General features: G+C 65.8%; 10 protein-coding genes. 5 read left to right on the top strand and 5 right to left on the bottom strand.

What is annotated here, in order from left to right; translation table 11 throughout:
• The first annotated feature begins 207 nt into the window (after positions 1 to 207).
• Complete coding sequence (locus ACVMDN_RS15685) at positions 208 to 933, top strand: peroxiredoxin (RefSeq protein WP_200844516.1); 726 nt, start codon at positions 208 to 210, stop codon at positions 931 to 933.
• A 100-nt stretch (positions 934 to 1,033) separates the two neighbouring features.
• Positions 1,034 to 2,389 (top strand): M23 family metallopeptidase, encoded by a 1,356-nt coding sequence (locus ACVMDN_RS15680; protein WP_076832288.1) that lies wholly within the window; start codon positions 1,034 to 1,036, stop codon positions 2,387 to 2,389.
• A 70-nt stretch (positions 2,390 to 2,459) separates the two neighbouring features.
• Here ACVMDN_RS15680 and ACVMDN_RS15675 read toward each other — a convergent pair whose 3' ends face one another.
• Together ACVMDN_RS15675 and ACVMDN_RS15670 are read right to left on the bottom strand one after the other, a co-directional pair.
• Positions 2,460 to 2,663, bottom strand: coding sequence for a hypothetical protein (locus ACVMDN_RS15675; RefSeq protein WP_076832286.1), 204 nt, complete (start codon positions 2,661 to 2,663; stop codon positions 2,460 to 2,462).
• A complete protein-coding gene (locus ACVMDN_RS15670) occupies positions 2,660 to 3,535 on the bottom strand; it encodes a DUF6502 family protein (protein ID WP_076832283.1) in 876 nt (291 codons plus the stop codon). Before ACVMDN_RS15670 ends, ACVMDN_RS15675 begins: the two co-directional genes overlap by 4 nt.
• 162 nt (positions 3,536 to 3,697) lie before the next feature.
• Here ACVMDN_RS15670 and ACVMDN_RS15665 point away from each other — a divergent pair, with 162 nt between their 5' ends.
• On the top strand, positions 3,698 to 5,071 hold the full coding sequence (locus ACVMDN_RS15665) for a glycosyltransferase family 4 protein (protein WP_244558944.1): 1,374 nt from the start codon (positions 3,698 to 3,700) through the stop codon (positions 5,069 to 5,071).
• Positions 5,072 to 5,077: 6 nt separating this feature from the next.
• Positions 5,078 to 6,397, top strand: coding sequence for an O-antigen ligase family protein (locus ACVMDN_RS15660; protein ID WP_141342566.1), 1,320 nt, complete (start codon positions 5,078 to 5,080; stop codon positions 6,395 to 6,397).
• A 221-nt stretch (positions 6,398 to 6,618) separates the two neighbouring features.
• Here the strand turns inward: ACVMDN_RS15660 and ACVMDN_RS15655 are convergent, their stop codons facing one another.
• Complete coding sequence (locus ACVMDN_RS15655; RefSeq protein WP_057020008.1) at positions 6,619 to 7,854, bottom strand: ABC transporter substrate-binding protein; 1,236 nt, start codon at positions 7,852 to 7,854, stop codon at positions 6,619 to 6,621.
• Between the two features lie 160 nt (positions 7,855 to 8,014).
• Between ACVMDN_RS15655 and ACVMDN_RS15650 the strand changes: the two genes are divergently transcribed.
• Positions 8,015 to 10,168 carry a carbamoyltransferase C-terminal domain-containing protein gene (locus ACVMDN_RS15650; protein ID WP_456816151.1) on the top strand — a complete coding sequence of 718 codons (2,154 nt, stop codon included), beginning with the start codon at positions 8,015 to 8,017 and terminating at the stop codon, positions 10,166 to 10,168.
• Here the strand turns inward: ACVMDN_RS15650 and ACVMDN_RS15645 are convergent.
• Together ACVMDN_RS15645 and ACVMDN_RS15640 are read right to left on the bottom strand one after the other, a co-directional pair.
• On the bottom strand, positions 10,128 to 11,063 hold the full coding sequence (locus tag ACVMDN_RS15645; protein ID WP_076832278.1) for a DMT family transporter: 936 nt from the start codon (positions 11,061 to 11,063) through the stop codon (positions 10,128 to 10,130). The two genes, ACVMDN_RS15650 and ACVMDN_RS15645, sit on opposite strands and share 41 nt — an antisense overlap.
• A gap of 83 nt (positions 11,064 to 11,146) precedes the next feature.
• Positions 11,147 to 12,016 carry an NAD(P)-dependent oxidoreductase gene (locus ACVMDN_RS15640; RefSeq protein WP_057020005.1) on the bottom strand — a complete coding sequence of 290 codons (870 nt, stop codon included), beginning with the start codon at positions 12,014 to 12,016 and terminating at the stop codon, positions 11,147 to 11,149.
• Positions 12,017 to 12,018: the final 2 nt, after the last annotated feature.

Raw genomic sequence — 12,018 nt, 5'->3', positions numbered from 1 at the left:
TCATGTTACTCGCCGATGGCCCCCAGAGCGGACCAAACCAACCAATCAAAAGCCAATTCAGCAAGCGGACGGGTCACGCGTCGAATTCCTTGTCACCATACTCCGTGGCCATCAAACTTGCCCAGCGGCCGGTGCGAATCCGGCCGCCGCCAATAAGACCGCAATACCCCAATGGTTGAGCTTCGGAAAGCGACGAAAGGAAGGCGTATGTCCAAGAAAACGCGCAAGAAATCCTCCAACACAACCGGGAAGCGGGTCGCAACAAAGGTTGCGCGCGCCGCAAGCGCAAGCACTGGGAAGTCCGCGACGAAAACCCGCACAGCGGTTGCGAAGAAGGCAGCGGCCAAGAAAACAACTAAGAAAACGACCAAGGCGACCGCAGCGGGTGTTCGAAGCAAAGCCTCGCACAAGGCGGCATCGAAACCGTTAAAGCGAGAGCCGGCCGCGACCGTGACCAGTTCGTCCGCCGTCACACTTGCCGAGGGCGCCGCGGCGCCTGGCTTCAACCTGCCGCGCGACGGCGGGGACAGCGTTTCGCTGAAGGATTTTGCCGGCAAGAAGCTGGTGCTGTTCTTCTACCCCCGCGCCGACACCCCCGGCTGCACCCGGGAGGCGATCGATTTCACCCGGCTCAAAAGCGAGTTCGTAGCGGCAGGGACCGAAGTGGTCGGCATTTCCGCCGACACGGTTAAGGCGCAGGAGTCATTTCGAAACAAACACCAGCTGTCGGTGCCGCTGGTCTCCGATCCGGCCCACCAGATGCTGGAGGCCTATGGCGCCTGGGGCGAAAAATCCATGTATGGCAGGACCTTCATGGGAATTATTCGCACGACGGTTCTGGTCGATTCCGGTGGAAAGGTCGCCCGCATCTGGCGTCATGTGAAGGTCGACGGCCACGCCGAAACGGTATTGGAGGCCGCCCGGGCGCTCTGACGGGACGGGTTCCGTTTCCAGAAAATTAACCATGACGAGCTCAAATCGGCCCCGCAAATTAGCCGTACGGAGCTTGGTCCGACCGGCCGCGGGAGTACCGATGTCGAGCCGGTCCGGACACCACAAACACCATCATCCGCAGGACCATGGCCGGACGCCGGTACGCCGTCCGGCAGCCCATCACCCCGCACCTGCCGCCGCGGCGGTGGCGGCCTCCGGCGAGGGCTATACACTGGTCCATGCCGGCAAGCAGGTCCGGTTCGGGCCGGTGGTGTTCTGGATCATCGTCGGCACCGTGGTGCTGCTCGGCATGTGGTCGGCGGCGACCGCGACCTATTTCGCGTTCCGCGACGACGTGCTGACCCGGCTGATCGCGCGCCAGGCCGAGATGCAATACGCCTATGAGGACCGCATCTCGGAGCTGCGCGCCAAGGTCGACCGCACCACCAGCCGCCAGCTGCTCGACCAGGAGCAGTTCGACCAGAAGCTCGACCAGATCATGAAGCGGCAGTCGACGCTGGAATCGCGCGCCACCGCGCTCGGCGCGATGCCTGACGTCACCAGCACCGGATCGATCAAGCCGCAGGGCCGCGCCGAGGCGGCGCCGTCCTCGGGCACCCTGAAACCCTCCCCGATCAGCGACACCGTGATCTTCGTGGCGCCGCCGGATCGCGAGGCACGACTGGAATCGCGCGCGCCACTGATCGCCAAGATGCAGCCGAACCAGTTCGCCAAGGCCCAGGGCGTCGACAACGTGCTGGTCCGCCTGCAGACCTCGCTTGACCAGGTCGAGCGGCGCCAGGTTGCCGCGCTCGCCTCGGTCGAGGATAGCATCGATTCCAGGGTGCGCCGGATGCGCGGCGTGATCTCCGATCTCGGCCTCAACATGGCGCAGCTCGAGGCGGCGACGCCGCGCTCCGGCATGGGCGGGCCCTTTGTCCCTGTGAAACTCTCTGCCGACGCCGGCGCGTTCGAACGCCAGCTCTATCGCATCAACATCAACCGGGCACAGATGCAGCGACTGAACCAGACGCTGGCGCTGGTGCCTTACCGCAAGCCCGTGGTCGGTGAAGTCGAATTCACCAGCGGCTTCGGCGTGCGCTCCGACCCCTTCCTCGGCCGGCCGGCAATGCATACCGGCCTCGACTTCCGCGCCGCGCAAGGCGATCCGGTGCGTGTCACCGCCAATGGCAAGGTGGTGTCGGCGGGCTGGGCCGGCGGCTATGGCCGCATGGTCGAGGTCGATCACGGCAACGGGCTCTCGACCCGCTACGGCCATCTCTCCGAGATCGGCGTCAAGGTCGGTGAATACGTCAAGATCGGCCAGGTGATCGGCGCCGTCGGCTCGACCGGCCGCTCCACCGGTCCGCATCTGCACTATGAAACCCGCATCGACGGCGAAGCGGTCGATCCGCAGAAATTCCTCCGCGCCGGCGTCCGGCTCAGCGCGGGCTAGCTCAATCTCACGACGATCGATCTGAAGATCGGCGCAAGCGGTCTCGCTTGCGCCGATCTTGTTTGTGGTTTCAGCGGCGGCCGCCGCCCATGCCGCCGGGCGGTCCGCCGCCACCGAATCCGCCGCCGGGCCCGAACGGACCACCGCCACCGCCGCCAGGGCCGTTGCCCTGGTCGTTGCCGCGCTTCTTGACCTGCGCGCCCGCGAGCGACGTTCCGGCAAGCCAGAACGCTGCCAACAGCGCGCGGCGCGAAATGACCGGCGGGCGCTTCACGCTGCACCGCCTTCGTCGGCATCGTCATCGACCGGACCATCCGGCCCCTCGCGGTAGATGTAGATGCCGAAATTCAAGCGATAGTCGCCGCCCTTGTCTTTTGCGAGCGCGCGGTTGGCCTCGCGGTTGGCGACCTTGAGCGCCTCCATCGCCAGCTCGCGCGAGCGGCCCTCGAGCCGTTTCGCCAGCTTCGCCGACAGGCCGTCGTAATGCACCGCGCGTTCGAGGAAGCGCGGCGCGGCCGACGACACGTTCATCTCGGCGGCCGCCACGTGATCATGCAGGTTGCGGCCGAGATAGTGCCATTTGCGGTCGTCGTCGCCATGCGGCACGAAGGCCTCCTCGACCAGCATGATCTCGTCGTCGTCATTGATGGTGACGAGCTTGCGGTCGAGCCATTCGTCCAGCACGGCGCGCGGCCGCACATCCTTGGTGATCGATTCGACCAGCGTCTCGAACGACGGCGCGCCTCCGTCCGCGGTGCGCGGCAGCGGCAGCGGATCGCCCTTGGCATCGGTGAACTCGGGCCCGGCCAGCCAGCGCGCGATGATCGCGCTGGTGCGCGACAGCGTCGCCGGCACTGCATTGACCGGCGCGCCGGCGCCGCGCAGCCGCGCCACCTCCTTGCGGTGGATGCCGGTCAGCAGGCTGACGCGGCTGTCGGTCTGCTCCTTGCCCTCGAGCGCGAAGTCGTGCTCGGCGACGTTGACATAGAGCTCGCGCAGCAGCTGGGTCAGCGCCGGAAACGTCATGCCGCCGCGGATGCAAAGCCGCACCAGCGGGCGGAACATCCGCGCCAGCGGCGTGTGCAGCTTCGCTGCGGCGATCGGCGCGAACGATCCCACCTTCGACTTCGGGGCCTTGGCATTCATGCCTAACTTTTAGCCGTCCGCGCCGTGGGACACAATCCCACCTCACTTGACGTGTGATATTTTCCCACTTGTGGGAAACAAAATCATCTCCGGACAAGGTTCGCGCGCTCGCCAGCGGGTGTCACGGAGTCCGGCACTGCCGCCATCGCCACGGACCGCTCCATGACGTCTGCCCGATTCGACCTTGCGATCGCGGAAGCCTGCCGGATCGCCCAGGTTCCGTTTGAGGAGTTCGTGTCGACGGTGATGGCGGGCGGCTATCCCTGCCTGCCGGGCGTTGCGCCCGGAACGCCGCGCCGCTTCGACGAAACCGACCTGCTCGCGCTCTATCGTTACCTCGATGAAACCGACATGAACTCGCCGATCATGCGCGGCGGCCTGCGCCGCACCGTCAGCTGGTTCAAGCACAAGCTCGACGCGGCGACCTCGCTCGAATTCATCATCGCCTTCCTGCGCTCGATTCATCTGCTGCCGACCAGCGTCAAGCTGATCGAGAACCGGACCGAGGGCCTCGAATACATTCCGACCGATTTGCGCGATCTCGAATTGTTCGGCGATTTCCTGCTCGAGCCCGGCTTCTACAGCTATCAGGACACCTCGGCCCTGACCCGGTTGCCGCCACCGCGGGTCGATGCGCGCGACTACGACGTCATTCTCGTCGACACCCCGACGCGGGTTGCGATCCAGCGCCGCCCGGGCGCAAAGGTGATTTGCGTCGTGCATGACCTGTTACCGATCACCGATCTCAAGCTGGATGACATCGCAACACGCCTGTTCCTGTCGCGCTTTTTCACCAGCGTGAATCAGGCTGACGAGCTCGCCTTCGTCTCGAACTACAGCATGAACCGCTTCCGCGCCCTGCTCCCGCAATATGCGCACATTCCGGCGCGAGTGGTCTATCCGCGAACCCGTTTCGACGTCGCGGAAGCGCCGCTTGTACCGGCGCCAACCGCGGTCCCGGCACGGCCGAGCTTCGTCGTCATCGTCTCGAACGAGCCCCGCAAGAACCTCGCCGCCGTCATCCACGCCTTCCGCAAGTTGCCGGAGGCCGATCTCGTCGTGATCGGCTATGCCGGCGGCGCCAACCAGGCGCGCAACCTGCCGAAGAACGTCCGCTTCTCCGGCTATGTCGACGAGCACGAGAAGGCGGCACTGATCGCGGACGCGCATGGCCTGATCATGCCGAGCCTCGCCGAAGGCTTTGGCGTCCCGATCATCGAGGCATTCGCGGCCAACACTCCTGTGCTGTGCTCCGATATTGCCGTGTTCCGTGAGGTCGCGGGCGAGCTTGCCGACTATTTCGATCCGTTCTCGACCGACTCGATCTGCGCCTCGGTGCGACGCGTGCTGGCGCAGCAAGAGCAATGGCGCGACCGGATCCGCGCGCGGCGGGCCGAGCTGGCCGAGCGCTTCGGCCACCACACCCAGGCGCGCGACCTGCTGTCGCATCGTGCTGCCCCGGACGTCGCGGCCGCTGCTGCGGCGCTCACCGCCGCGATGGCGACCTTCAACGGTGCAACCGCGCACGGCGTGTAACCGGTCATGAGCACCGATTCCGACGCCATTGGTCTCGCAATCGAACCGCCAGCACGATGGCGCGATCGCGTCCGCACCTGGTCCGCCTCAGTCGCCTATGTCCGCGCCACCGATACCCTGATCGCCTTGGCCACGGCGTCGCTACCCTGGTCGACCACGGCACTCGCCGTCTTCATGCTGCTCTGGCTTGTCGCCGTGATCCCGACCATCGACTGGGAGCAGTTCGTGCTCGACCTCGCGCGGCCTTCCTTTGCGTTGCCGATCGCGCTGGTCGCACTCGCCGTGATCGGTGTGGCGTGGTCGGAGACGAGTTGGGCCGAGCGGCTGCAGGGCATCAAGCCGCTCGGCAAGCTGCTGCTGCTGCCGTTCCTGCTCGGCTACTTCCAGCGCTCGCAACGCGGGCTCTGGGTGTTCCTGGCCTTCCTGGTGTCCTGCACGGTGCTGATGATCCTGTCCTGGATCGTGCTGGCGCTGCCGCAGCTCAAGCTCGCGCACACCGCATCCGACGGCGTGCCGGTCAAGAACTACCTCGACCAGAGTCAGGAGTTCGCGCTCTGTGCGTTCGCGCTGGCACTGCCGGCATTGACGACGCTGCGGGCCCGGCAATGGCGCTTCGCTGCCGGCGCCATCGCGCTGATGCTGCTGTTCGTCGCCAACATGCTTTATGTCGTCTCGGCGCGGGCCGCGCTGGGCTACATGCCGGTGCTGTTGATCCTGTTCGCGTCGCTGCATCTGTCGCGGCGCGCCACGCGGCTGCTGTTCGCCGGCGTCGCGGTCACCAGCCTCGTGGTCTGGACCACGTCTCCCTACCTCCGCCAGCGCATCGCCGACGTCGGCATCGAGTATCGGGCCCACGATACGTCAGGCATCGCTTCCACGGCGCAGCGCCTGACCTATTGGCGGAAGTCGGTGAAGTTCATCGGCGAGGCGCCGCTCGGGCACGGCACCGGCGCGATCAGGCGCATGTTCACGCAGGATGCCGTCGGACAAGCCGGCCTTGAGGCCGAGGTGATCAACAACCCGCACAACCAGACCCTCAATGTCGGGGTCCAGTGGGGGTTGATCGGCATCCTGCTGCTCTACGCGATGTGGATCAGCCACGTCAGGCTGTTCGCCGGCCGCGATCTCGTGAGCTGGATCGGACTCGCCGTGGTCGTGCAGAACATCACAAGCTCGCTGCTCAATTCGCATCTGTCCGATTTTCACGAGGGCTGGATGTACGTGATCGGCGTCGGCGTCGCCGGCGGCATGGCGCTCCGCGCCCGCCGGCCGGAGAAGATTTTGGCGGACAATGCCGCGGCAGGCGGGTTGAAGCGGCTTGTATAATCCGGAGCTGCATCTGCTCGCGCCGTGTGTGACTCACGGGTGGCGCAACAAATTCAGCGTCGTCCCGGCGTAGGCCGGGACCCATTACCACCGAAGACGATTGTTGCGCGACGCTAGGGCCACAGCTTCCTCACCAACCCAATCCTGTGGTTATGGGTCCCGGCCTACGCCGGGACGACGGTGGTGTTTGCCGAGCGAGCATCGGCTTCATCACTCCCCGCCTACCGCGACGCTTCGTGCCCGACCTCGCCGGTGATGACGTCACCGAACAGCTCCCACGCATCGCCGTTGAAGCGCATCAACTGCATCTGCTCGATCGGGAAGTAGTCGTCGGGAGAGGTGTTGACCATGACGCCCGGCAGCATCAGGTCGGAGTGGAAGTTCTTCAGGTTGGCGGCCTGCTTCATCACGTTCTCGCGCGTGAGATTGTCGCCGCATTGCTTCAATACCTGCATCATCGCCTCGGCCTGGACATAGCCATAGAGGTTGTTGGCATTGGCCTTGTCGCCGTCGGGGTAATACTTGTCCATGAAGGCACGCCAGCTCTGCACCGCCGGATCCTTGTCCCAGGTCGGATCGGTCGGGTCCTTCAGATAGGCGGTCGAGATGATGCCCTTGGAGAACTCGAGCCCGGCCGGCTTCAGCACCGAGGCAACCGAGGTCGCGGTGTTGGCGAGGAAGAATTTCGGCTTCCAGCCGAGCTCGCCCACCTTCCGGATCGCCTGCGCCGAGCCCTTCGGCGCCGCCCAGGAGAAGAAGATGTCGGCGCCGGAATCGTGCAGCGCGACGATCTGCGAATCGATCGAGGGATCGGAGACCTCGTACGACTTGTCGGCGATGATCATGCCGACCTTGTCGCCGAGCCCGTCCTTCAGGCCCTTGAACTGATCCTTGCCGGCATCGTCATTCTGCCAGAACACCGCGATCTTGCTGTCGGGGAATTTGTCGCGAATGTACTTTGCGTAGATGCGGCCCTCGCTCTGGTAGTTGGGCTGGAAGCCCATCGTCCAGGGAAAGTTCTTGGGATCACCGAACTTGGTGCCGCCGGAGGCGACGAACAATTGCGGCACCTTCTTGGCATTCATGTATTTCATGATTGCCGAATTGGACGGCGTGCCGAGCGGCTGGAAGATCAGCAGCACCTCGTCGCTCTCGACCAGCTTGCGCGCCTGCTCGATCGCCTTCGGCGGCGAATAGGCGTCGTCGTAGCTGATGAAGTTGATCTTGCGGCCGTTGATGCCACCCTGCTCGTTGGTCATCTTGAAGAACGCGGCCTCGGTCTTGCCGATCACCCCATAGGACGACGCCGGGCCGCTGTATGGCATGATGTTGCCGATCTTGATTTCGCCATCACTCGCGCCGGGATCGTATTTCTTCTGCGCGGTGGCCGAGGTCGCGATCAGTGCGGCACTTGCGAACGCCGCGATTGCGCCAATATATCCGAAACGAGCCGGCATCGTTTTCTCCCGATTTTTGTCGTTGGTTTTGGCGGCAAGTCTCGCAAGAGACGCATGTGCTGGCAAGCGCTGGGTTTTTCCGCTGGGCGAAACGGCATTGTTGCCTGGCGCTATTTATGATTGAAGGTCGATCTGGGGATCACGAGTCGAGGCGTTCTGATTGCGTAAACCGGACATCCGTACCGGTCCGCGGCATCCGCATCTTGCGGCCGCGGGCTATGAGATCACGCGCCGCCTCAGCGAGTCTGCGCTGGCGAAGCGTGGCCTGCACAAGGCCAATGGCGCGTTCGCGCAGCGCACGATCGCCTCGATCCGCGAAAAGCTGCAGCGCGGCGAGACCGTCTATATCGCAGGCCTCGCCTGCCCCGGCACGCACAATACCGGCGTCGCGCTGGTCGAGATCACCCAGAAGGACGGACCGCGCCTGATCGTCAACAACGAGGAAGAGCGCTTCTCCGGTAACAAGCACACCAACGAGTTCCCGCAACACGCGCTCGACGACATGCGCAAGGTGTTGCAGCGGATGGGCCGCGACATCGGCGATATCGCCGCCTTCGTCACGACATGGGACTATCCGGCGCTGCTGGCGATGCTGATCCGCACCTCGCTCGAGGAAGCGCCGGCCAGCCTCAAACTGCTGCGCGCCCCGATCGCACCGGCGATCAATCTGCGCCAGCTGGATCAGGTGCGGCGGCTGTCGCACCGGCTCGGCGGGATGTACGGGCTCGACAAGCAATTGCCGCTGATCTGCATGCCGCATCACGACAATCACGCCTGGTACTCGTTCACGGCCTCGCCATTCGCCGATGCGCGCGAGCGTGTCGCGATCGCGGTGCTCGACGGTACCGGCGACGTCGGCTCGATCTCGCTCTATGTCGCCGAGAACGGCGAGATGAAGCAGCTCTATTGCAACGAGAGCCTGTTCGACTCGCTCGGTGCTTTCTACACCGTGATCTCATCCAGCCAGGGCGGCTGGACTTGGCTGTCCAGCGAGGGACGCTACATGGGCGCCGCCGCCTGGGGCGACATGAACCGCGCCACCAATCCGTATTATCAGCGCTTGAAGGCGGTGCTGCAGCTCGGGCCCAACGGCAGCGTGCAGCTCAATCGCGCGATGGCCAATTGGTACGCCGATCCCGCCGACAATCCCTATCGTCAGCCGCTGATCGACATTCTCGGCCCGCCGCTGCGCCCGGACCAGCTCTGGAATCCAGACGCCGTGCTGCGCGTCGAGGACATCAATCACCGCCCCGACACCAAGGACCGCGTTGATAAGGCAGCCGCGACGCAACTGGTGTTCGAGGACGCGATGATCCATGTCATCGACCATCTCCTGCGCACCACCGGCACCGACCGCCTGGTGCTGACCGGGGGCGTCGCGCTGAACGCGCTCGGCAACATGCGGCTGCTCGAGCATTTCGACGAGGCGTGGTTCGAGCGGGCGCAGCAGCGCAAGACGCGACTGCATATGTGGGTGCCGCCGGTGCCCGGCGATCCCGGCGTGCCGATCGGCGCCGCCTGGCTGTTCGCGCATATGGCGGGCGCGCCGCGCGGCGCGCCGCTGTCGCACGCATTCTATTGCGGCCTGCCGCCCTCGAACGCCGGCATCACCGCGGCGCTGCAAGCCGACGACATCGCCTCGACCGAGATCGGCAATGTGGCGACGTCAGAAGGGCGCGATGCGGTTGCCGACCTGATGGCATCCATGGTCGCGCAAGGCGGCGTGATCGCGATCTATCAGGGCGCCGCCGAAACCGGCCCGCGCGCGCTCGGCCATCGCTCGATCCTCGCCAATCCCTGCGATCCCGAGGTGCGCGAGCGGCTCAACGAGCGCGTCAAGTATCGCGAGGCGATCCGGCCGCTGGCGCCGATGGCGACGCTGCAAGCTGCGCGCGATTATTTCGAGCTGGAAGACGGCGCCTCCGACGCTGACTACAACGCCTATAACTACATGGTGCTCACGGCGCATTCGAAGCCCGAGGCGCGCGCGAAGATTCCGGCGGTGGTGCATGCCGACGGCACCGGCCGCGTCCAGATCGTGCGCGAGGCCGACGATCCCCTCACCTATGCCTATCTGAAGGCGCTCGGCCGTCATATCGGCGTCGAGATGTCGGTCAACACCTCGTTCAACGTCGCAGGTCCGATCGCGCAGACGCCGGCGCAGGCGATGAACACGCTGCGCCGCTCCAAGGGGCTCGATGCCGTGGTGTTGGTCGCCGACGACGGCACCGCCTACGCCGCCTGGCACGGCGGCGAGCGCGACAGCGGCCGCTTCAGCGGATGGTATGCGGCGTGGAAGCAGGCGCGCGGCTGAACCAAACCAGCACGCGGCCGTCGATCAAGAGCAGCGCGCTCGCGATCACCAGCGCGCCGATCACCTCGCGCAGTGCGATCGGCTCGCCGAGCACGAGATAGCCGAGCAGCATCGCGGTGACCGGAATCAGCAGCGTCACCAGCATCACATTGGTCGCTCCGGAGCGCTGCAGGATCTGAAAGAACACGATATAGGCCAGCGCCGTCGACAGCGCCGCGAGCCCGAGCACGGCGAGCCATGTCGCGGGATGCGGCATCGGCAACAGCCACGGCCGATCGACGACGGCGGCGATGGGCGCCATCAGCACCGCCGAGGCCATCATCTGGAACGTCGCGGTGCCCAAGGGCGGCACGCGCTGCGGCAGCCGCCGTCCGACCAGCGCCGCGATGCCGTAGCTGAAGGCGCCCGCGAGGCACAGCAGGATGCCGATGCCCTGCCGGCTCTCGAAGCCGAGCGCATCGCCATGCAGGATCGCAACCCCGATCAGCCCGACCAGAACGCCCGCCACGCGGCGCGCTTGCAACCGTTCCTCGCCGGCCGCCGCCATCACGACCACCGCGAACAGCGGCGTCGTCGCGTTGAGGATCGAGGCCAGCCCGCTCGGAATATAGGTCTGCCCGAACACGATCAGCGCGAACGGCAGCACATTGTTGAACAGCCCCATCGCAACGAACGGCGCCCAGCCGGACAGGCTGCGCGGGAATTCGATTCCGGCGGCCCGCAGCAGCGGCAGCAGGATGATCGTGCCGAGCACGACGCGCAACAGCACCAGGGTCAGCGGCGGCAATTCGCGCAGGATCACGCCGTTGAAGAAGAACGAGCCGCCCCAGAGTACCGACAGCAGGACAAGCAGCCCCCAGTCGCGGCGATCGATCCAGTTGTCGGCGGAAGGCATGTCGGGCACTCACCTGCAGTCGGACAGGTGACTAGGGCAGCGCCGCGAATATTCCCACCCGATTTCCGACAATGGCGGCCCGCCTATTTCGGCCGCGACACGATCTCGATCATCTGGCCCTCGTCGGCGTCGGGCGCATGGGCCTTCGCCTTGTCGTAGGCGGCGAGCGCGGCGCGGCTCACGGGCACGCCGGGCAGCAAGGTCTCGGCGAGCCGCACGGCGTAGTCGGCATCCTTGTGGCGCAGCGCCGCGGTGAACGATGCGCCGGAGAAGTTGCGGTCGATCATCCGCTTGGAGTGGCGGATCACCTGCGGGCTCGCCACCGCGCCGGTCGCCAGCGCCTCGGCCACCAATTGCATGTCGAGGCCCGCCTGCTCGGCGATCGCCACGCCCTCGGCGAGGCTTGCGATCTGCACCGCGCCGATCAGGTTGTTGATCAACTTGAACACAGTGCCGGTGCCAACCGCGCCGAAATGGCGGATCGTGCTGCCGATCGGCGCTAGGAACGGCCGCGCCCGATCGAGATCGGCGGGATCAGCGCCCACCAGCAGCGTCAGCTTGCCGGCCGCCGCCGCCTCCGGCAGGCCGGTGACCGGGCAATCGATGTAGACCAAGCCACGGCTCTGCAGTTCGCGCGCCATCTCGACCGTGTGCTGGTACGAGACCGTGGAGCATTCGATCGCGAGCGTGCCGGCCTTCATGTTGGCGGCGGCGCCGTCTCTGGTCAGCCAGACCGCGCGCGAGGCTTCGTCGTCGGCGACCATGGTCACGACAGCATCGGCGTCGATTGCGGCATCCTCCGGCGAGGTCGCCCACAGCGCGCCGCGAGCGATCAGGTCCGCGGCCTTGGCCTTGCTGCGGTTCCACACGGCGACCGTGAAGCCGGCATCGAGGTAACGGCCGGCCATGCCGTGGCCCATGCGTCCCAATCCGATGAAAGCGACGCGCGGCATGG

This window comes from Bradyrhizobium sp. USDA 4510, from assembly GCF_054059095.1.
This window is presented reverse-complemented; position numbering and strand designations above follow the sequence as displayed.

Coding starts and splice junctions, on each gene's coding strand:
- ACVMDN_RS15655 (WP_057020008.1), bottom strand. CDS start 7,854: ATGCCGGCTCGTTTCGGATATATTGGCGCAATCGCGGCGTTCGCAAGT.
- ACVMDN_RS15685 (WP_200844516.1), top strand. CDS start 208: ATGTCCAAGAAAACGCGCAAGAAATCCTCCAACACAACCGGGAAGCGG.
- ACVMDN_RS15660 (WP_141342566.1), top strand. CDS start 5,078: ATGAGCACCGATTCCGACGCCATTGGTCTCGCAATCGAACCGCCAGCA.
- ACVMDN_RS15680 (WP_076832288.1), top strand. CDS start 1,034: ATGTCGAGCCGGTCCGGACACCACAAACACCATCATCCGCAGGACCAT.
- ACVMDN_RS15645 (WP_076832278.1), bottom strand. CDS start 11,063: ATGCCTTCCGCCGACAACTGGATCGATCGCCGCGACTGGGGGCTGCTT.
- ACVMDN_RS15640 (WP_057020005.1), bottom strand. CDS start 12,016: ATGCCGCGCGTCGCTTTCATCGGATTGGGACGCATGGGCCACGGCATG.
- ACVMDN_RS15670 (WP_076832283.1), bottom strand. CDS start 3,535: ATGAATGCCAAGGCCCCGAAGTCGAAGGTGGGATCGTTCGCGCCGATC.
- ACVMDN_RS15665 (WP_244558944.1), top strand. CDS start 3,698: ATGACGTCTGCCCGATTCGACCTTGCGATCGCGGAAGCCTGCCGGATC.